The sequence below is a fragment of the Variovorax sp. OV329 genome, assembly GCF_900114785.1.
In the GTDB taxonomy this organism is placed as follows: Bacteria; Pseudomonadota; Gammaproteobacteria; order Burkholderiales; family Burkholderiaceae_C; genus Variovorax.
The window spans coordinates 1-20392 of the sequence record NZ_FOUG01000029.1 but is presented as its reverse complement, the minus strand read 5'-3'; the positions used below and the strand labels follow the sequence as shown (position 1 = coordinate 20392).

Below are 20392 nucleotides of genomic sequence, written 5' to 3'. Positions count from 1 at the left end.
GTCGTTCGCCTCGATGAGCAGCGATGACCGCAGTGCGCCTCTCTTCACGCACTCCCGACGCCCTACCTCGTTGCGAGTGCCGAACGTTGAGGACGGGGCCCCGTAGCCGCCTCCCGTCAGACCCATCATGGCTTGAGCCGACGAACAATCTCAGCAAGAAGAACGTCTAGGTCACGTCGAAAGTCAACCTGGCCCTCTGTCGGCAAGACTTCGGAACGGCGAATCTGCATGTGGAGCTGTCCATCAGCAATATGCTTCAGCGAGTTTTCGAGGTGTTCGAGATTGCCCTTGATCGACTTCGTAGAGCTATTGAAAACGCCTGCAAAGTTGGCCTCACCAAAGATCGGGGGTACATGATCTTTGATCGCCCGTACCAGCATAGGCACCGTTTGAAAATTACCTCGCTCGTACGCATCATTGAGCTCTTCGAGCATGCGCACAAAGCGAGTCAAGTCCCATGCACCTTTTGGCAAGGCTCTCAACTCATTCAATCGGGTCGGGTCGACATAGGGAGGTCTAAGTGGTGGATTCGGTGGCGCCGCCGCAGGGGGACTTATCGCTTGAAGCCGAAGCATTTGCCTCTTAGCTGCCTCGATCAACTTGTGAGAGCCCTGAACAGCGTAAAGGGATGGCCCTCCCGACATGCCCCCACTGTATGAATTCACCCATTCAGCGAGATCTCGGCCGAACTTGCTTCCTTTCCCGAAGGCGAGCTCGTAGATCGACAACGCGTCTGTGATCAGCATGCGAAAGGTCGTCTCGTCCTCCGTGGTCAGCGAGATGGAGTCTCGCGTGCGCCGAAACTGCGTCTCTATTACTTTGATGCGTTCCACGATGTCGGCTAGTTCGTCCGCGAAACTTTGCTGCTGACTCATGCCGCAAGCTCTTTCATTCCTGTGCTCCGGGCAACTGGGCCCCTTGAGTTGATGGATCGTAGTGGTTGGCCGCGAAAGCGGTCCTCCAAGCCGGAGGATACGCATGACCAATCTGCCACTCTGCGGTTGCTCACGGCGGGCTTGTGCTTGATCGCGGCTGGATCGCGCGCGGGAGCACCGAGCGGACCTGGCGTTCATCCGTCCAGGTACAGCTCGGTCCTCTTTCTCGTTTGTCTAGCGACGGTCACTTGGTCCAGGATCGTTGCCTAAGCCTATGGCAGAACGCCAACTACCCGCAGATCGCTCTCGATCAACAGCTCAGGCGCCACAGCTTGACCGCCAGTCCAATACTGGCGCGCGATGCGCTCGTTGTCCAGAAGAAATGGCGCGTGGAGTTGAAAGCGGGATCCGGACGAGAGCAAAGCAAAGTCGGCAACGAACTGATTCGCGAGCGGGTCGATCGGCTCGAGTATCTCGATGCACCATCCTGGCGATTGCGCCAACGCGACACGCGCACTGGCCTCATCCGGCCAGGAAAAGCTGCATCGCAGCCTGCTGGGCCGCTGCGGAAACTCAATGGCTCGTACGCGCTCAATGATGGCCTCGCTGGCCACCCTCCAAGGCGCCCAAAAGTCAGTTTGGCACCGCGCTATCGTGTACCTGGTGAAGCCATCTCCCCAGTGCCCGGCGGCCAGGACGAACCCGGAAACGTGCGGGGTGCGCTCGACGCGATACAGAAGCATGGATCGTTCAGAGGGCGGGATCTCGGAGGCCGAGAGAAAGGTGGCTTGAGGTTGCCTGGTCGCTCTTGGCCACTGTGTGGACGTTGTTGCTCATGCCTTTGCGCTCCATGGGACTTTCTCTGAGTCGGTTACGTACTTCGCTGTCAAACGGCTGGTGTAGGTGTCGTCATAGCCGCACAGGGCCAGCATAGACAGCTCCAGATACCACAGGCTCAACCTCCATGCGTCAAAAAAGCAATTGGCGATCTGCTTCTTGCTGATCGGATGAACCAGCTCATTGCGTATATCTGTCATGGCATGCGGCGCATCCACCCACTTAAAGTTAAGCGCGGCCTTCTGAATGTCCGGCGTTGCGGTACCTATCTCAATTGGGAGGTTCAAGCTGGAGAACAGTAGTCTCAGGCGGTCTGACGCCTTTAGGCGATCGAGCCCCTCTGACGAGACCATCTTTTTGTCGACTACCAGGTGATGATGCGCCAATCGCTCCAAGGCGGATTGCGCCAGGATGATGGCAGCGTCCAGGCCCGGCGAACCGCCGCTCGTGTTGGCCTGCACATACCAGTAGATTGTCGACCGCAGACAGTCCTTCCATTCCTCTGACTGCTGCCACCGCTTTGCGAACAGCGGAAACAAGAGCTCAGCCTGACTCCCCTTGAACGGGTTGAACCACGAATAGGGTGGGCTACTGATGTATGGAGAAGCAAACATCGCCCAAGTTTTCTCGCCCCCCGCGTCGATTCCCGCTTCGCACACTGTCGAGCACCGACCACCCTTGATCAGCGAAAGAAAGTTGGTAAGCAGAAAACGCTGTTCGCCAGCCTCTTCCCCGGAGAAGGGTTTGCCGTCCTTACGCTCCAACTTTGCGACATGCGTCAGGGAGCAGCCGCCTTCGCTCTTGATTCGCTCCCATGCCTTGTGGGTGGCGTTGTTCGGCAATGACTGGAGGGAGATTCGCCACTCTTCGGATTCCAGCAAAAGCACCGCGCACCCGGCAGGCGCTGCGGTCGTCTGATGCCGACCATCCCGGAAGTCAGGGAAGTTGAAGAGATGAAGAATTGCTACAACTGAAGTCTTGGACTGCATGTCGCTCAACGTCACCGGCTCGGATTGGGGGTACCAATCCAGTTCCAGAGTATCGGCATTTGCCTTACGCCTTCCGCAGAACCCTTCGACCGGCTGACCGTTGAACGAAAACCAAGGATTAACTGGCTCTTCGAAGACAGCAAGAAGGGCCGACTTCGAGGAGCTCTCGACACTCGCATGAAAGACGACGCGCGGGCTGGGGAGAAATTGCAGCAGCAGGTCAGCCGTTCCAGCGAACTTGTCGTCGCCCAAGGCTACCTCCACCGGACCTCGGAGCAGGCTGACAGGTTCCGAGGTGGAAGAGAAGTCGTACGCCGGCAGCAAAGGCTCAGGTCGATTCATGCCTCCTCCTTGCGGCGGTCTTTTCGCCGTGTCTTTGCCGTGATGCCACTGGAGGCGTCGATGACGTCGTCTGCGAGGCTGGAAGATTTGTGGCGGCCCATTTGCAGTTCGGTTGTTTGGAACATTTTGCTGGGGATCGGTTGCCGAATGCGCTCTGCCGAATGCCGGCTGGGAAATACGTCACAGCCAACCGTGGGTTGCGCGCGACGTGCCTGCCCAAGCCCGGCTCGACAGCCGACGCCAAAGGGCTATGAGTGCGGCCGCCAGTGCATCTGTGGTGGGCCTGCAAATCCTGTACGCACTTGGCAAATCAAGCCGCACTTGTTGTCTGCCTGGGCCTGTGAGCAAACGGCGGGCTCATACTCCGCGACCATCGCCGGGTGTGGCAATGCAGACCTGTCGAGCCCGCACCGACCAGGTAGCATCGAGGGTGCCAACCACCCGCTGAACGCATGGCCAAGATCGGACGGAATGACCCGTGTCCTTGCGGCAGTGGCCGAAAGTACAAGAAGTGCCATGGCAACTTGAGCATTCTGGATCGCATGGCTGGCATCGCCTCTGCAATTCCTGCTATGCGGGCCAACCATGAGGCGAAGGAGCACCAGCGCGTTGAGCAACAGGGCCTGGGAAGGCCGATCATCGCGGCAAGAATGGGCAACGGCTATCAGTTTGTTGCCGTTAACAACCGCCTTCACTACTCGAAGAACTGGAAAACGTTTCACGACTTCTTGATCTACTACCTCAAGAACGTCACAGGTGCTGATTGGGGCAATGCCGAACTAAAGAAGCCCTTGGATCAAAGGCACCCGATACTGCAGTGGTACCAGAAGCTCTGCGAGCAACAACGCGTCTTCATTCACGAGCCTGGAAAGGTATCAACTGGCCGTATGACTGGGGCAGTCGCGGCCTACATGCATCTCGCATACGACCTCTATGCACTTGATCACAACGCTGATCTGCAAGCCAAGCTGCTCAATCGCCTCCGCAATCAAGATCTCTTCGCCGGTGCTCGCTACGAAGTTCATGTTGCCGCCATATTGACGCGAGCTGGATTTTCGCTGTCATTTGAGAACGAGGATGATCGCAGTTCTTCCCACTGCGAGTTCGTAGCAACAAGTTCGACGGGCAAGCAGTTCTCTGTTGAAGCAAAGCGCGCAGAAAGTGGGCGTGTTCAAAGACAGTTGGTACGCGCACTCAACAAGACCGCAGGCCACCAACGTATTGTTTTCATCGATCTGAACAATCCTGACCCATCGATTGGTGATGCCGTGCCGGCGTATCTGCAACGGGCCTTTGACCTACTGCGGCGATTCGAGACTCTTGATCCACAAGCAAAGCGCTTGCCGACCGCATACGTCTTCATGACCAACACCCCATGGGAACACCAGTTGGATAGCACTGAATGGCGGCTCCTTGCTATCGCCGACGGATTTCACATCAACGATTTCAAGATGGATCAGGTCTACCCGTCCATTCGCGCAGCAGTAGACGCGCGGCAACCCCATCTGGAAATGCACGCACTGCTTGAGTCGATGCGGACGCACTCGGGCATTCCTTCAACTTTTGATGGCGAGAGCCCCGAACTAGCGTTTCCAGACGGCGGGCAGCAACCAAGGTTGACTATCGGAAAGCGACTGCGGGTCCCCGATGGAAAAGGCAACGAAGTTGAAGGTGTGCTCGCATCAGCAGTAGTAGTGGAAGCCGAGAAGGTGGCGGCTTGTGCTGTCAATACCGACGATGGAAGCGGACTGATCATTAAAGCTGCTCTTTCCGACGAAGAGCTTGCTGCCTGGAAGAGGCATCCAACAACGTTCTTTGGTGAAGTATCTAGGGAACGCAAGTGCGAGACGGCGTTAGACCTCTACGACTTCTTCATGGAGACGTACAGCAAGAGTTCGAAAGAGCAACTATTGAAGCTCCTCAAAGGGGCAGAGGACTTCGACACCTTGGCTGGGCTTGACCAATCAGAGTTGGCCAGAGTGGTATGTGAGCGATATGCGACCAGCCTCTTCGCGAACGTTGGTCCTCCGCCCAAGCCTCCACTTAATACCAAATGGCGGTCCGCTAGCCCGATTCGATCGAAGCCATCCGCGGATGAATGACGCAATCAAAGACGTTCGATTCGCCATTGCGCCGTAGTTCAAGCGCGTTTGCGTCAATCGGCTGCAACCAGTCAAGTCTAAAACGGATATCAGGACGCTGAACTTTCAAGCCATGAGCAGGCACCGTTCCCGCAGGTAGCGAACGTGCCTCCAAGCCTAACGCGTGTCAGGTGCAAGGCGTTGCCTGGACGTCCGTTCATCTGCAGCCAGCTTCTGCTCTCTCATTCGAAAAGGCACGCAGTCGCCGTTGCAAATCCTTCGCCGCACTGAATGCGCGCAGCCACAACCAGATCGCTGTGACGCTCATCGCGAGGATTGCTCCTAGTGCCGCCAAACTCCACCGCTGGGAAGTGAGGGCGTCCTGAATGAAGTTGGTCAATTCCGTGGCTGCTTTGGTGCGACCGTCATCAGTTCCGTCACCTATGAAAACCTTGCACAGAATGTCTCGCTCGACAGGGCTGAACCCGCGATCGTCCTGCAAACCATTGCGTGCCGCGCAAGCCGCCTTGCTGAGTTGGGGGCCGAGTGGGAAAACTGGCCGTGCCGTCGATTCATCCAGCAGGAACGAACGCCCTGACTCCCTAAGGTTCACGAGCACTTGATCTTGGACCAGCAGCCAGGGGAGGATCGGCAATGGCAGGAAGAGCACCAGCACGAGCGCCACCTGAGGGACGACTCGCCAAGCCGACGGAAGTTTGACCTTCAAGTCGCCCACTAGGAAGAACGGGCCGCATTCGCCGATCTCATGCATCTCGAGCCTGTGCGCCCCAGCCCAAGCTTGAAGTTTGCGGAGCTGCGCCATGGAGGCCACTGGGATCCGAAACGCCAGGCGGAACCGCATCCTGTCATTCTGCTGAGCGATGAGCGCCTTGATCTCCGAGTCCTGGACATCCTGGCCTCCATAAATGAGTTGCCACAGCCGGTTGAGCGGGAGGTACAGGGACCCCGTCCTCCACCACACTAGGCCAAACGCAACAAGAGGCACGAGTGCAATCAGCAGCGGCGCAAGCGAAGAGAACGTCGAGACGGATCCAGAGTTCATGGGGTACCCAGTTGTTCAGCGCCTATGCTGTGGGTCGCAGTTGCTTCGCAACGTCATCCCAGCCGGAGAGAGCATCAGAATTCGTGCAATCCAATCGAGTGTGCTTGATGGGTTCAGGCGCCGGATCGACCAGCTCTACGTACGATCCGTCTTCCAGCGCCTCCGGAAAGATCGCCAGACATTGACCGGGCCCTTTGGTGCTTTCGTACAGCACACCTTCAAAACCGGCTGCACGAATCAGCTCCGCAAAGATCTGGCTCGGAGCGGGCATGCCGAACTGCACGGGCTGCAGTCGCCAGTTTTGCGCCAGGAGCGCTCGCTTCAATTGGAACGGCGAGCGGATCATGTAGTTGTCGCGGCTGGAGATCTTCAACCTCTTTTGCAACCGCACGGCCGCCTCGGGCATCTTGATGCGCCTCAACACCCTGCAGACCGCGTTGAGCGCCTTGTCATCGTTCAACGCAAAGACGTTGGCCAACTGGCCGCGCAGCACCACGGTGGAATGACTGGCGTTCGGAGTGAGCGCCAGGTCCAGCGCGGTGAGGCCTCCCAAGTTGTCGCCTGTGGCCAGCTGAAACTTCTCCCGGAAGGCTGTCTCATAGTCTTGCGCGATGTACAGGCACGGCCAAGCCTTGAGTGTCTGATCGTCCAGGTCGGTACCCGCATTAAAGCGCCCGCCTACGCCATGAAGGCTGCCCGCGCTCGACAAAGGGGCCAAGCCATACCGATAGGTGACGATCCTGACCCAGGAAGTGAACTCCAACGGTGTTGGGGGCGCTGACCTGAGTGCGGTGATGAGGTCTTCCCGATACCTTCTGCGCTCGGGTTCAGTTCCGAAGAACAAGGAGGCACTCAGCTGATCAATGTCGCGAGAGGCCTCGGTCCACTTTTCAAGCGTAGCAGCGCTGAAGCGGTCCAGCTCGAGAAGTCCAGGAAGACCTGGCGTCGGCGCGGGAGCGGCGGATGGTATTTTTCTTTTCGGCACGTCTCGGGAGGAACGAGACGTCAGGCTGCGTAGCGCTGCGGCTCGCGCTCACGCATCGCATTGATGATGAAGCGGCGCAGTCGCTCGTAGCGACCCAAACGAATCATGTCGCGAGGCGCGACGTCGCCAAGCAACGGATTGCGGGTGAGGAACCAGGTTGCCGCTTTGGCCACGTCGCCATCGAACGTTGCTGCCACCAAGTTCATGGTGTTTGCGATCTCCGCCAAGCGCTCGCGCACTTGCTCCGGGATGGCGTCGTCATATCGAACCGACTTGACCGACACCGACGCCAGGTGCGACACGTCTTCCTTTTTCAGGCGCAGAGCTTCGGACACCTTGCGGGCATCAAAGTCAGTTCCGTAGCCGAATTGAAAGGCGTCCTTTGGCACGGAATCAAAAAGTCCAATAGTCGTAGCCATGAGCCTGCCTGCGGTCGAGTGCAGTTCGTAGTGAGTCGGTGATTCTATTTCAGACCGGGTCATCAACAGTGGTGAACCACATATTAACCACGTTTTGACCGATCAATATCATCGGAGCCGACCATGCCCACGCGCGGACAGCTGGTTGCCGAAGCAGCAGTGAGCACTGACATATTGGTGCTGTGACCAGTTCCGCGCCGGCAGTCAGGTCTGACCGAAGTAGTTACCCATTGCCCGCAGTCGCGCATCCCGCTCGGTGTGCATGTAGGCGCTGGTCGTGGCCAGGCTCGCGTGCCCTAAGTTGTTCTGCACCACCTGCGGCGCCACCGCGGGGCGCCCGCCCACGCCGTTGAGGGTGTGCGAGGCGTGGGTGTGGCGCAGCCAGTGGGCCGAGGCGGTCACCAAGCGCTGCGCGTCCAGCCCGTCGAGCTCCAGGGCCGCGCGCGCGAAGAAAGCCTTCAACGCCTTGGTCAGGCCACTGGTCGACCAACGCAGCCCCGCAGCGGCACCGTCCGTACCCCCGCCCTTCCCCGCCGACGCTTCCTCGAACCGGGCGATGAGCGGCAGCTGCGCGTATTCGGACCGCTCTACCCCGCCGGCGTAGCCATGCCGGGCCATCACGTCCTCGAGTTCGCGGATCAGAGCTGGCGGCACTGGGACTTCACGCCACTTACCGCCCTTGCCCCGCACGCCCAGGAGCCACCCGCGAACCAGACCCCCGCCGCTCTGTCCGCCCTGCCCTTCCCGCTCCTCGTACTCCACCACCTGCAGGTCCCCGACGCTGGCCGCGGCAAGTTCCGACAAACGCAGCCCCGTCGCGTAGAACCAGGCCACCGCCCGGGCCAGGCGCTGGCCCGGTTCGGTGGTTTCTTTCTTGAGACACTGCACCAGGTGCAACCACTGCTTCAAGGTGAGCGCCCGCTGCGAGCCCAGCCGCATGCGCGGATCGGCCGGCATGGCCACCGCCGAGAAGGGATTGCCCACCAGGTACGCCTGGTCGCGCAAGAAATCGAACAGCCCCGTGAGCACCCGCAGCGCGTAGCGCAGCGCCGCATCGCTGAGCGCCCCCTCCATGGGCCGCCACAGCGGCGACCAGCGCCCATGCGCCTTGCTGCCACACCACCCTGTGGGCGGCGCCTGCAAGAACGCCACATACGCACTGGCGTCCTCCACGCTCAGCGACGACAGCGCCTTCTCCCTCTCGAGCACGCACCACAGCAGCAGGCGCTCGGCCTCCTTGCGGTACGCCCGGTGGGTGGCGCCCTCCCCTGCGGCTCCGGCCCCCACGGGGCCACGCCTTTTGGACGCGAGCCAGGCCAGCACGGCCTGGTAGTCGTCGGCCGCATCCAGCAGGCACTGCGCCGGCGGCCCCCGATACCGCCCGTTCACGCCGGACAGGTGTGCGGGCACCTGCAGCTTCTCCAGGGGGACCAGGGCGGTTGCTGGTGAAACCACCTGGACGAGTGCCTGGGCGCTGAGCTGCCGGCGAGGAATCCCCACGTGGGCGCCAAGGACCAGGCCGGTGAACAGGGCGTGCTCGCGCAGCCACGTGACGATCCGCTCGGCCTTGCGCGCCCCCACCCCGGGGATGGCCCGGTACCAGGTGAGGCCCAGGCCGTTGATGCGCTCGGCCAGCGTAAAGAGCGTGGGCAGCCCCGATTTCTCCAGGCGCACCGCCAGCAGCGGATTGAGCCACGCCCCCACCGGATCCCCAGGCGCGGGCGCCTGGGCGACGTTCTTCTCGAGCCAGGTGATCGCCTCGAGCTGCCGGCGGATGAGCCGCTCGCGGCGCGCGGGCGCCGCGCTGCGGCTGGACGCTTGCGGGTAGGCGCTCGCGTAGGCCTCCAGCTGCTCTTCTTCGGAGAAATCCTCCAGCCCCTGCGCGGCGGCGAACTCGGCCAGCGTCGGCAGCGCCTCCGCGACGGCCCGCGCCGCGCCGAGGCTCTGTAAATCCATGAGCACCAGGCGCGCGGTTCCCGGCCGCTTCTCGCGCCGCGCGGCCGCGGCGATCTCGTCGCGGATCCACCGGATGGTTTTTTTCACGAGGCGCAGATCGCTCGCCTCGCCTTCCAATTGGAGGTACTGCGCAAACGCCCGCGCGGGCTCCACCCCCTGGATCAGCGCCCGCACGAAAGCGAAATGCGCCGAAGAAAGTTTTCTTTGACGGCGCTGCGCAGCGGTCGGTCGCATTTTTCCTTTCAGCGGCTTTTCAGGAGACTAGGGACGGTGGGCAGACACGCCTCAGGTACGAGTCGCACCGCTAGCATGCACGCACCGCCTTTTGCGGATTGAAGGATCGTCTGCACTCTTTTGATTCCTGATAACTAATCTTATCAGGATAGAGATTTTTCGATTACAAGTATTCGGATGTATCCCGCGGCGGGCGTTCACGCTACGCTTGAGCACCTCCTTCACTCGGGAAATGCCATGAGCGTTCGACGCGGTTCAGTGGCCCTTGCAGCGCTGCTCACAGTGAGTCTGTTCGCCAGAGCACAAAATCCCGCTCAACCTAGCGCTCCGCCCGCCGATCGGCCGTACGTCGTCCAAGTGCAGATGCTGCCTGCCCCCACCCCCTCCTCTCCGGCCGCGCAGCGAAGAAGCAGCACCGCGCCGGCGGGCCCCGGCCTGACCGCGCTTCAACTGCAGATTCTTGAGGAGACCAGGAGACGGCACGAGGCGACGATCGAGCAAACTCGAGCGGCGGCCAAGACAGCGCAAGAGGAACACGAGGCCGCGCTCAAGAACATCCAGACCCTTGCAAGCAATGCCGTAGCGGAGAACGCCGCCGCCGTCACAAGGATCAAGGAGGTCGCGGAGAAGGCCATTTCGGCAGCCCAAGACGGCCAGAAGCACGCCGAAAAGACATTGGAGTTGTGGAGCGCCCTTCTGGTCGCTGCGGGAGTACTCCTGACGATCTGCTTAGGAGTCGCGGCATTCTTCGGGTATCGCGAGATGCAAGGGATACGCGAGCGCACCAAGGAGATGGCCGAGGGTGCGTTGAACAAGGCACAGAGCGACTTGGCCGCCAAAGGCACCAGGATCCTCGACAAATCGGTCAAGCGACTGAAAAGGGAAAGCGGTCAGCGGTTTGAATCAGCCCTGACAGAGGCGACCGCCGGGATCGCGACAAAGGGGGATCAAATCCTGTCGGAAGCCATCTCGAGGCTCGAGAAGGAGAACGCTGAGCGGTCCCAATACGCAGCCCTGCTCGGAATCAACATGTGCGGCTACGCCAATCTCTTCAACGCCCACGTCACCTCGAAGCGTACTCCGGAGAATCAGGCCGTTTCCCTAATTGATGACGAGCTCGAGGCCAGTCTCTTGCGCATGTTGCACGGTTGCGATGAATACGCAAAGAAAATCCCCAGTCCTCGCGCGCTTTGTTGGGCACAGAGTTCGCGGGCGATGATTTACTACTTCAGGCGCGACTACGAGAAAGCGCTTCCTTATCAAGAGGATGCCTGCCGAGACATCGCAGACCATGCGAGATTTGATCACCACCGCAATCTCGCCTGCATCGCCTACTTGCACTACCAGAAAACTCGCGTTGATCGATCGCTCGACCTATGCATCAAGACTCTGGAGATGATGCAGGGATACATGACCACACGACAAGCTCTTGCCATCCTCAAGGACGAAGACGTTGCTGCGATCTTTGCGGACAAGAAGGAACTGAAGGCCGCCCTCGAAGCGATCCAGCGGGAGGAGGTCGAGGGATAGGTTCTCAGTAGACGGGGCGGGGTTCGATCATCATCATCATCAAAGCTCTCTATGGCAGTTGCAGACGTTAATGTAACGCTCTCTGTTCGAGAGTCAATCAGCCGAAAGAACGGCCTGTGAGCACGGTCCATTGTACCTGTGCCGCAAGTTCCCCCGCTGTAAGCGCGGAGGCCGTCGAGGAGAATCGCGGCAATGGTCTGTAACGCCGTTTGCCGAATCGCCCGCGGGCCGCTGGGGCCAAAGCAAACCCCAACGGATCTCACACTAGCCCGCAGTCCGGTTGAATTTATCTAGGATCGCTCGCACTGCCTGGAGGATTTCATCGTTGGAAGCGCTGCCGACTGCGGCGCCCTTGAGATCGATCGTCATTCCACCATCCGGGGCGAGCGTTGCCTTCCCGATGAGCTTGTCCCCTGCCCTGACGTCCATCTGCTGGGCCTTTGCGGCGGGCTTGTTGTCCAGCAGCCGGCTGACGACCGCACTGGCGGCCAGTTGCTGGCCGCGGAGCTTTTCTGCGCGCTTGAGCACGCCTCTCCCGTCTTTGTCCAGGCTGGCCTGAATGACTTCAGCCTGCCTGCAGGTGACATCCAGCGGGCTCTTGAAACACTCCAGAATAGCGGGAGGAAGTTGGGCCACCCGTAGCGTTTTCTGGATCCAGGTGTGGCTTACCCCGAGTTGCTCAGCCATGCGCCGCTGGGTCGGGAACAGGCCCTCCTCCAGTGCGCGACGGTACATCGAGCCTTGCTCGTATGGCGACAAGTCTTCACGCTCGCGGTTCTCGCGATCCATGGCGGCGAACAATTCGGCGTCGGCCAGGTCGTCGGTCCAAATCATGGCGAGGACCGGGATCCCGAGCTCGAGAGAGGCACGGTGTCGCCGATGGCCGAATACAAGTTCGTAGCGACCTTCCTTCTGGCTCAGGGGCCTGACCAGAATCGGCTGGACATTTCCGCCAGCCTTCTCGATGTCTGCCTTGAGGCCAGCAAACTCTGCCGTCTTGAAGCTGTCTCCATGCCGGTTGGCCCAGTGGCTCGGCTCGATGAGTTGGGGATCCAGCCGCTTGGTCGGCAGGGAGTCCTGGTGCAAGCTTAGCTTTTCGCGAAGGGTCGAGAGTTCTCCCTCGACCGCTTGCATCTGACCGCGGAAGGCGAGCATTTGGCCTGGTCCAGTGCGGGGCTGTCCCATGATCGGCCTAGCTGGCGGAAACTTGATTTCAGGTTCCCCGCGAGGGGCTGGCATTGGTTCGTCCTCCCCTTGCGCCGGCCCGGGTGCGGTGGACTTTTGTGCTTCCTTCGGCGCCAGATCTGGAAGGGACAGTCCGGCCGTTAGGGCTTCAAGACGCTTTCTGGTGTTGCTCATTCTTGTTTCTCCAGTCAGTGGCAACCGGGTTGCCAGTACCCGGCGTGGCGGGTTGTTTGGGGAGTATTGCGGCGCTGTACCCTGCGCCGGCATACCTTTGGTGTGTGGCAGGCCCTGGCAACCGGGTTGCCAGCTCCGACGGTGGCAACCGGGTTGCCAGCTCCGACGGTGGCAACCGGGTTGCCAGCTCCGACGGTGGCAACCGGGTTGCCAGTCAGCATACCCATCACGTCAGCGCCCTCCCCCGGCCGGCTCGTGCCAAGCGCCAACCACCGATTGCTCGACCAAGTCGACGAACGCGTCATAGGCATCGACAGCCCGCTTGTAGGTCTTGGCTGCCCCCTCGTATTTCTGAACGTCGTAGACCGTTGCGAATTCCGCCGCTTTGTTGCTCGTGACGCTCGTTTTGGGGATCTCAACTGGCAAGGTGTACTCGCCATACGTCGCCTGGATCCACTGCCTGACGGCAGGCATTGCTGGGTCTGCCTGGTCTACGCGGCTTAGCAGCACGTGGAGGAAGTCAAAGGCCTTCTTGCGAGCACCCTTGCCCTGCTTATCCAGGTTCGATCCGAGGTCTGCGAGCAAGGACCAGAACTGCGCTGACGACGCGAAATCCAGGCCCGAAGGCGGTACCGGAACGACGATGCCGTTGGACGCCCAAAGGGCGTTGATGGTGACGTACGACAGGGAAGGCGGCGTATCGATGACGATCACGTCGTAAAGGTCCCGAACGCTCTCCAGTCCGTCGTTCAGCACATTCCAGAACTCGACGCTGCTCTCCTGCATCTGGCGAGCCGGGAGGGCAAATTCGGCCGAGAAAAGAAAGGGCGCGGCAGCCACGAGGTCGATGCCATCCCAATAGGTTGAGCGGATCGCGTAGCGAATGTCCGACTCGGTACCGTCGCATAGCGGACCAATGGTCATCTCTTCCGAAATCTCGGCCTCGGGTAGAAGTCCATGAAGCGTGGTCAGCGAACCCTGGGGATCTGTGTCTATGGCCAGGACGCGATGACCGCGAAGGCTCAGGCCCTGGGCGAGGACCATCGAGGTCGTCGTCTTGGCGACGCCTCCCTTGAAGTTGCCGACTGAAATAGTGATGGCCTTCTTGCCAGCCGGACGCATCTTGTCCTCGCGATAGGCTCGGGTCCAGCTGCGCATCTCCGACAGCTCGAAGATCCGCTTTCCCCCCGCGGGCGTCAGCCGCCCAGCGGGCAAGTCATCCTTGGTGATCCGATACGAAATGTGCGCCTTATCGACGCCGCATAGTGCAGCCAGCTGAGCGGTGCTGTAGGTCGGGGCGGTCTTGCGGGCTTCGGGAGCCAGCAGTCGGCCGCGAATCTGCTCTACCATTGAGCCAGCACGGGTAGCGAGCGACGCGATGCGGGCCATATCAATGGTGGCCGACCGGGGTTCTTGGCCAGTGGCAACCGGGTTGCCAAGGAGTTGGGAGGAGGGGACAGCCATGGTTCTTATCACCTTGATTCGACGTTTTCCAGCGATTCTATGGGAATCCGTCTAATCTCCAACATGCTGCGAACTCGAAATATTTCGCACGCGCAAAATGTGAGGTGAATTGGGGAACCTCGGTAGTTGGTGATGAGCTGGACTGCGATACGCGAGCTATGAAGCCCTCGTGGATGTCAAAACGGCGCTGGATCGGCCGACCCGGGACAATCGAGGGCAGAGAAGGGCGCCGAAACCCCATATCCACTCACACTGATCCCCAGTGAGCCTCACGCCAAGAGCGCCCAAACCCCATAGAAGCTCACATCAAATCCCAAACGATCTCACATCAAACCCCATATCCACTCACCATACATGAGCTAACCCCTTGTCCCGCATGAAGAATCCAGAGCCCCAAACTCTCAAAGATTCTCAAGTGTTGTATTCAAAAGAATCAAGGCGGGGCAGTTTTTCTATTGTGAATTGACTCAATCACAATGCTTCCGCATGATTGGGAGTGATGGAGAACAATGAAAAGCCCAAAGCGAGGATGTCTGACGAACAGACGCTCGCGAAGGCAAACGAAGCGATCGCAATCCGTCCCAAGCGCGGCCGACTGACATTGCTTTCGCGCCGTATCTACAACGCGCTGCTGTATCACTCGCAGCGCCAGGGCGTCGACGAGCCCGTCTACCGGCTGTCGTTGAGTGAACTGATCGGTGATGCGCACTTCAACTCCAAGAACACCGAACTGCTGAAGTCGCACTTGCGAGACATGCAGGCGACCACCATCGAGTGGTCCACCAGTTCGGCCGGCGGGCAGCGCTGGGTGTCCACTCAGCTCATCGGCACGGTCACCATCGAGGAACAGGGCAGGGGTCGACCCTGTTTCGTGACATGGCGCTATCCGGAAGAGATCAAGGAAAGACTGGTGCGGCCGCACCAGTACACGCGTGTCCTCCTGGAAATGAGCGGCCAGATGCGCAGCTACTCGGCAGCGGTGCTCTACGAGATCGGAGCGCGGTACCTCACCTCGCCTGGGAAGCTGACGATGCGAGAGGACGTTCTCTGGTGGGCGTCGGTGCTCACCGGGCGCAGCGACCTCACCGAGGTCGACTACCGCTTCTTCAAGCGGGACGTGATCGCCAAGGCGCTCGCCGAGGTCGAGGCGCTTTGCGAGGACTTCAGCCTGGAGCTGATCGAGCACAAGAGCGGCCGCAAGATCGAGGACATCCAGTTTCGCGTGGTGCCCCGGGTGCAGCAGCGGATCGGCGAGATCGACGAGTCGACCCGCAACGTGTTCGACCTGGAACTGGTGGGGCAATTGATTGCCCTGGGCCTGAAGCAGGAAGAAGCGCAGGACCTCTACGCCACGACGGACGAAGGGCAGATCCGTGCCGCCATCGATCATGTGCAGCAGCGACTTCGCAACCAAAGCCTGCCCGAGCTGAAATCACCAGGCGCCTACCTGAAGGACGCCCTGAAGAAGGGTTACGCCGGGACGAAGGAGGCAGCCGCCCCGACGCTCCCGTCGCCGCGGGCAGGGGAGGGCAGTGCGGCCCAGGAGTCTGATGCAGAGCGCCTGCAGCGTCTTCGGGAGCTGTGGCAGAAGGATCGGATGCAAGAGGCGCGGGACATGTTCAAGGAGATGTCGGCGCAGCAGCAGGAGGAGCTTCGGGCTCGCTTTGACGAGTCAGAGGTCGAGAAACTTGCCGCGCCGATCGCGCGTTCCTGGCGCAAGGACGGCCCGGCCAGCCGGGTCGCCAGTTCGGCATTCTTCAAGTGGGTTGCGAACACCACATGGCCAGCGCCGGTGACTGACCGGGAGTTGCTCGACTTCGCGCTTTCGCGAGGGGTTGCCGGAATCTGAGGGCGGCTTCGGGGCGCTTGATCACAGATCCGACCGACCCACGATCCATCGAAGGGTCGGGGAAAGGGCCAAAACGCATGGGCCTGGCGCCAAATGCAGCAACGACGCCATGTCAGCTTTCCGGGAGGCTCAGTACGTGCTGAAGCAGCCCTTCGGCCGCCTTGTCAAGGACGAGCCCCTTGTACATGGATTGCTTCGACAGGTGGGTGAGCAGCGTCAAGAGGTTCTGCTTGTTCGCGATCCACTTGGCGCCTGCCGTGAGATCGCTTTCGGCAGGCAGGCCGGGGGGCAGGTGGCCGCATTCAACGCCCAGGCTGATCCACATGTCCTCCCGGGAGATGGCGCCCTTGATTGCCTCGTCGAAGTCCTTGTGGCCCGTGATTCGCTTGGCGAGCCTGGGAGCAGGGGAGGGGACCTTCTGCGGATGGAAGCCGGGGAACTGCTTCTTTTCACTGTGCGCTTGCCCAACCAGCTGCGAGGTCAGGGCCAGGCAACCGGACTGGACGTGGAAGACCGACTCTTCCAGGCCGTTCTCGGGCTTGGTGAGCACCAGGTAACGCCACCGGTCTCCCAGTGGCTTGATGCACTGGAGAAGCTTCTTGTAGGTGAGGGATCCGCCCGGACCGCCCATCATGACAAACATGATGTCGTCGGAGTTGGCCAACTGGTAGGCGCAGTGGCAGGCGTGGGCGAGCGCGCCGTCGATCACGGAACTGTTGACATGGCTGAAGTAGGCCCAGCAGCCCGTGGCCCCGACGTGCTGCATCGCCATGATGACAGTGCAACCGGTCTGGCCCCAGGTGCTGAGGTAGCCGCCCTCCGCAGCGCCGTAGTAGTCCATGTCAATGATGGAAAGATCGGACGCCTGCACGTTGACCTGTCCCGGCCGGCTGCCGTCGAGCAGGTTCATCCACCTGTTGACGTCGGTCGGTGTCAGCTCGCGCTGGTCCACCGCGCGGCCCGTGTCCGGTTGCTTGGCGAGGTAGCTGCCCATCTTCGTGCCCCTTGAGTCTCGGAACTGGAGCGCGATGATAGTGAGGCATCCTTGCGGTGTGGAGTGAATTTGGAATTGGTGGACGCGTCATTTTTCATGAGGCGCCTCGGTAGCGCAGCCGGGCTGCCCCGGGCCCGTCGTGCCTCCACAAGGCTGCTTCCGGTTACGGTCCTGCGGCCTTCGCGCCTGGCGCTGCGCGGTTCGCTTGCCTCCTGGGGGCTGCGCGCACAGCCACACCTCGTCGATGCGGATCACTTCAGCGCCGCCGCAGCCACCTCGCCCAGCCATGCCGCGCAGTGCGCCGCCTGCGAGCTGGGCCATTTGCACCGTCAAGCGAGTCTCTCCGCGTTGCAGTTCGATGTGGATCTCGGCCTCGGCGCAGGCGCGGGCCGCGGCGCAACGATCGACCACCGGAGCAACCTCGGTGTCGGCCGAGGCAGTTCCACCGGCACGAAGCGCAGCGTCGGCGGTGATGTCGACGTGGCGGGACTCGTCGACTCGACATGCGCTCGCGGTGTGACCGCGCGTGGCGTCGACAAGCCCGCACGCTTTAAGCCCTTGCCGTTGAGCCACTTGTGAACCGGGTTGACGTTGAGCCCGTGCGCGAGCGACACCGCTGCGCCCGTGGCGCCGGGCTGCTGGCACTCGGCTAGCGCAGTTGGTCGAGGCCGGCGAGTAGGCGGAGGACAGCGTGATCCGACCCCGTGGGGGGACCGCTGCGACACGCTCGCTGCTCAACACGGCCAAGGCAATGGACGACAACCCGGTCGCCCTGCGCCTGAAGGAGCTGGCGACGCTGGAGCGGATCCCTGAGCGCATCGACAAGATCTCCGCGTTCGGGTGGTCTGGCCCAAGTGTTCAACCGCCTAGTAAAGCTGGTCTCGCCTTGATCACGCCAAATTTGCTTTCCTAGTCGGGACCGGGTCGGTTCCGGCGTGGGGCAGGCGCCTTTGGCTGCCGGGCCTAACGCACCTCCAGCTATCTAATTCTCTTGGCCAGCTCTTTTCGATATTCCTCGTCTGTTGCCGCTCTATTTGTCAATTCGATAACTCTCTTGCTCCACTCCTCAACGACTGAAGAAGGTCGCCGCTTGTTTTCGGGAGGCGGCGCGGTGGGCACGGGCGTTTTAATGGGGATCTGGTTGGTCATTTGTAATCTCTCGAGCGTTAATCGGGGCTAGGAATGCACAATGCGCAGCCGCTCAGCAACGTGGACCGCCATCCAACGCCGAACGCCTTCCGCTGCAACGTTTTCAACCTCTCCGTGTGGCTACGCAGCAAAACGACGTCGCATTGATGCACGGCTGCTCTCCTATCCACGAGAGAAGTGTGAAGGCGTTCACCAAGGTTTCTCGCAATTCGGCTGCAGACCTTTCTCGCGCAGTCTCGCAGGTTTTCGCACGTTTTCGCATGTTTTCGCACGTTTTCGCAGGCTCTCGCACCTTGTCGCACAGCCGCGCGAAGAATCGCAGCGCGTCGCAGGTCTGCAGCGGCCGGATATGCAGACTTCGGGCGACTTTTGCCCAGCGATTCGTGTCGCGTCCCGCAAAATCCCGGGGAATCCCAGGGAAGCGCCTGAATCCTGCGAAATAGTGGAACCCAGTGGAACCCAGTGGAACCCAGTGGAACCCGGGGATGCCTGGTCACAAAAAAACATGGTTTCCAGCAGCAACTCGGGTTTGGTAGAAGGCAGGCACGATTAGTATGTTTACAGTCGGCTACGCCGCCGCAAAATATCTGTGCCAAAGGCGGCGCCTTTGAGACCCCTTAGGCGGCTACGCCTTCGAACCTGATGAGCAAGAGGAGGGGCGCCGAATCGGCTCTGCGGAGCTGAGGCTCCTCGCCCAAGTTTGCACCAGTGCATGATCCACGACCCGGCCTGCGTCGACGCTGTCAAGACCTTCGCGAGTTAGCCGATGGCGACGATCCTCGTCCCGCAACCGGTCAACTGCCGCCTCCTGTACAAGAAAAGTTCGGGACATGCCCGAGCCTTTCGAGCGCACCCACGGACGTGTGGAATTCAAGTGGGTTGCGGTGGGCTTTGCCATTTCAACTCCTTCGCTTTGAAATCGACTTTCTGTACACCATGGTAGGGATCCATAAAATCGCCTTGATCGGTATGCACAAGCCAAGCTGTGCGGCCCTTTGAGTGAACATCTTCACATTCCCATATGGCAATGCATTTCGCCAGAACGGGGCCTCCGCTCCCGTTCATATAACCAGGTACAACAAGCGTTGCCTCGGCGCATTCCCAAGCTTCACCGAGCAGAACCCCGAGCGCGTGATCAGCACTCGTCACAAGCAATCTCGTCCAGAATTGAGATTTTTTACCGTGCTTGCTGGTCGGCGAAAGGACTTGAATTTGCCATAGGGGATGATTGAAGCATTGCTCGATGACCCAATGCTGCGCCGAATTCTCCTCGGCGAGCAGGAATGGCAGTTCGACTTGGTAACGTGCATCAACTTTGAACATGGTGTGTGGAAGATCGTCCGTGGTGCGATCGTACTCAAGACTCGACGATTCGTCGATGCCAAAACCCTCTCCCAAGCATGCGCTCGATCCGGCGCTGATTGCTTTGGGAGAAGCAATTCGATCTATGCGATCTGCTCGAAGAATCTCTCAAGAGGAGCTCGCTCATCGCAGTGGGATCGATCGGTCCTTCATGAGTAGCATCGAACGCGGTACCCAGAACCCGGGGGTGATGACGCTCGTGCAGATTGCTCGCGGCATCGGAGTTGCGCTTTCTGAGGTGCTTTCCGAGGCAGGCCTCTAGCGTCCCGGACGTGCCTGCAGTCTGGCGAGGCTTGTTCTGAACTAAATGCGATCCTGGGATCGATGCAGTGCTTGAAAAACGCGGCCTGGCACGAGAAGCCCCGTCGTGTTCAGTGCCAAATTGGAGCCGCAGCTAACGGATGTTTTTGGCCAACTCCTTGCGGAAGTTTTCGTCCATCGCCGCCCGATCTGTTGCTGCAATGATCCTTTTGCTCCAGTCGTCTGCGGCTCTGGAACGAGGCGTCACCGATAGCTTGGCTGAAGCTGGCCGCTCACTCGTCGCTGCCCTTGCACTGGGCGCTGAAGCCATGAACATGGGAACGCGATTTATCGCGACCGTAGAGGCATCAGCTCATGGAAACGCGAAGATGAATGGGCCAGGCGTGTCGCGGATGAGGGCATCTGATATGGAGGTTTGTGTCGGCCGACTCCCGTGTTCAAGCAGGCACCAAATCAGTTCTTGCTCTATTCGGACAAGTTCCGGGTCAGTCGGACACGAACCGATGATGTCCGAATCTCACCAGCAGACCTTCGAATCTCCAGCTGATGGTCGTGTCCCATTCCGTGGTGTAGGTCCAGCCCGGAGAAGGCTGAGATGCACGGTACTCAACGTGCCACTGCAGACAGCCGAGTGGGCGCAGTA

17 protein-coding genes and 2 pseudogenes are annotated in these 20392 nt (G+C 60.3%); 7 read left to right on the top strand and 12 right to left on the bottom strand.

Annotated features, from left to right (window positions below; genetic code table 11):
• Positions 1 to 125: 125 nt before the first annotated feature.
• From BM345_RS28245 to BM345_RS28235, 3 genes are all read right to left on the bottom strand, one after another.
• Entirely contained in the window at positions 126 to 875 is a 750-nt protein-coding gene (locus BM345_RS28245) for a hypothetical protein (protein ID WP_093386822.1), read from the bottom strand.
• Positions 876 to 1147: 272 nt separating this feature from the next.
• Positions 1148 to 1618 carry a hypothetical protein gene (locus BM345_RS28240; RefSeq protein WP_093386820.1) on the bottom strand — a complete coding sequence of 157 codons (471 nt, stop codon included), beginning with the start codon at positions 1616 to 1618 and terminating at the stop codon, positions 1148 to 1150.
• A gap of 90 nt (positions 1619 to 1708) precedes the next feature.
• Positions 1709 to 3043 carry a YopA family protein gene (locus BM345_RS28235; protein ID WP_139237654.1) on the bottom strand — a complete coding sequence of 445 codons (1335 nt, stop codon included), beginning with the start codon at positions 3041 to 3043 and terminating at the stop codon, positions 1709 to 1711.
• A 452-nt stretch (positions 3044 to 3495) separates the two neighbouring features.
• Between BM345_RS28235 and BM345_RS30905 the strand changes: the two are divergent.
• Together BM345_RS30905 and BM345_RS30340 are read left to right on the top strand one after the other, a co-directional pair.
• Positions 3496 to 3567 (top strand): annotated as a pseudogene (locus BM345_RS30905) (SEC-C metal-binding domain-containing protein); the annotation flags it as partial.
• A complete protein-coding gene (locus tag BM345_RS30340) occupies positions 3568 to 5145 on the top strand; it encodes a hypothetical protein (protein WP_175545189.1) in 1578 nt (525 codons plus the stop codon).
• 196 nt (positions 5146 to 5341) lie between these two features.
• On the opposite strand, the gene BM345_RS28225 is transcribed toward BM345_RS30340, so the two are convergent.
• The 4 genes from BM345_RS28225 to BM345_RS28210 form a co-directional block, all read right to left on the bottom strand.
• Positions 5342 to 6187 (bottom strand): DUF6216 family protein, encoded by an 846-nt coding sequence (locus BM345_RS28225; protein WP_093386813.1) that lies wholly within the window; start codon positions 6185 to 6187, stop codon positions 5342 to 5344.
• A 22-nt stretch (positions 6188 to 6209) separates the two neighbouring features.
• Entirely contained in the window at positions 6210 to 6950 is a 741-nt protein-coding gene (locus BM345_RS28220) for an RES family NAD+ phosphorylase (protein ID WP_175545192.1), read from the bottom strand.
• 242 nt (positions 6951 to 7192) lie between these two features.
• Positions 7193 to 7591, bottom strand: coding sequence for a hypothetical protein (locus tag BM345_RS28215; protein ID WP_093386808.1), 399 nt, complete (start codon positions 7589 to 7591; stop codon positions 7193 to 7195).
• Positions 7592 to 7795: 204 nt separating this feature from the next.
• The gene (locus tag BM345_RS28210) at positions 7796 to 9781 is read right to left on the bottom strand and encodes a phage integrase family protein (RefSeq protein ID WP_093386806.1); all 1986 of its coding nucleotides are present in this window, start codon (positions 9779 to 9781) and stop codon (positions 7796 to 7798) included.
• 237 nt (positions 9782 to 10018) lie between these two features.
• On the opposite strand from BM345_RS28210, the gene BM345_RS28205 reads away from it, so the two are divergent.
• Complete coding sequence (locus BM345_RS28205) at positions 10019 to 11311, top strand: hypothetical protein (protein WP_139237653.1); 1293 nt, start codon at positions 10019 to 10021, stop codon at positions 11309 to 11311.
• A 264-nt stretch (positions 11312 to 11575) separates the two neighbouring features.
• On the opposite strand, the gene BM345_RS28200 is transcribed toward BM345_RS28205, so the two are convergent.
• Positions 11576 to 12466 (bottom strand): ParB/RepB/Spo0J family partition protein, encoded by an 891-nt coding sequence (locus BM345_RS28200; RefSeq protein WP_254790038.1) that lies wholly within the window; start codon positions 12464 to 12466, stop codon positions 11576 to 11578.
• A 435-nt stretch (positions 12467 to 12901) separates the two neighbouring features.
• Positions 12902 to 14134 (bottom strand): AAA family ATPase, encoded by a 1233-nt coding sequence (locus BM345_RS28195; RefSeq protein ID WP_093386799.1) that lies wholly within the window; start codon positions 14132 to 14134, stop codon positions 12902 to 12904.
• A gap of 499 nt (positions 14135 to 14633) precedes the next feature.
• Here BM345_RS28195 and BM345_RS28190 point away from each other — a divergent pair, with 499 nt between their 5' ends.
• Positions 14634 to 15983, top strand: coding sequence for a replication initiation protein (locus tag BM345_RS28190; protein ID WP_093386797.1), 1350 nt, complete (start codon positions 14634 to 14636; stop codon positions 15981 to 15983).
• Between the two features lie 112 nt (positions 15984 to 16095).
• Here BM345_RS28190 and BM345_RS28185 read toward each other — a convergent pair whose 3' ends face one another.
• Complete coding sequence (locus BM345_RS28185) at positions 16096 to 16977, bottom strand: hypothetical protein (protein ID WP_093386794.1); 882 nt, start codon at positions 16975 to 16977, stop codon at positions 16096 to 16098.
• 69 nt (positions 16978 to 17046) lie between these two features.
• On the opposite strand from BM345_RS28185, the gene BM345_RS30335 reads away from it, so the two are divergent.
• Both BM345_RS30335 and BM345_RS30705 read left to right on the top strand, forming a co-directional pair.
• A complete protein-coding gene (locus tag BM345_RS30335) occupies positions 17047 to 17556 on the top strand; it encodes a hypothetical protein (RefSeq protein ID WP_175545191.1) in 510 nt (169 codons plus the stop codon).
• A 64-nt stretch (positions 17557 to 17620) separates the two neighbouring features.
• Positions 17621 to 17867: pseudogene (locus BM345_RS30705) on the top strand (slipin family protein); the annotation flags it as partial.
• Between the two features lie 88 nt (positions 17868 to 17955).
• Here BM345_RS30705 and BM345_RS30330 read toward each other — a convergent pair.
• Together BM345_RS30330 and BM345_RS29950 are read right to left on the bottom strand one after the other, a co-directional pair.
• Positions 17956 to 18126: a hypothetical protein gene (locus BM345_RS30330; protein WP_175545190.1), complete on the bottom strand. Its 171-nt coding sequence runs from the start codon at positions 18124 to 18126 to the stop codon at positions 17956 to 17958.
• Between the two features lie 870 nt (positions 18127 to 18996).
• On the bottom strand, positions 18997 to 19449 hold the full coding sequence (locus BM345_RS29950; protein WP_139237652.1) for a hypothetical protein: 453 nt from the start codon (positions 19447 to 19449) through the stop codon (positions 18997 to 18999).
• On the opposite strand from BM345_RS29950, the gene BM345_RS30900 reads away from it, so the two are divergent.
• On the top strand, positions 19448 to 19750 hold the full coding sequence (locus BM345_RS30900) for a helix-turn-helix domain-containing protein (protein ID WP_368086508.1): 303 nt from the start codon (positions 19448 to 19450) through the stop codon (positions 19748 to 19750). The genes BM345_RS29950 and BM345_RS30900 overlap by 2 nt on opposite strands.
• Positions 19751 to 20392: the final 642 nt, after the last annotated feature.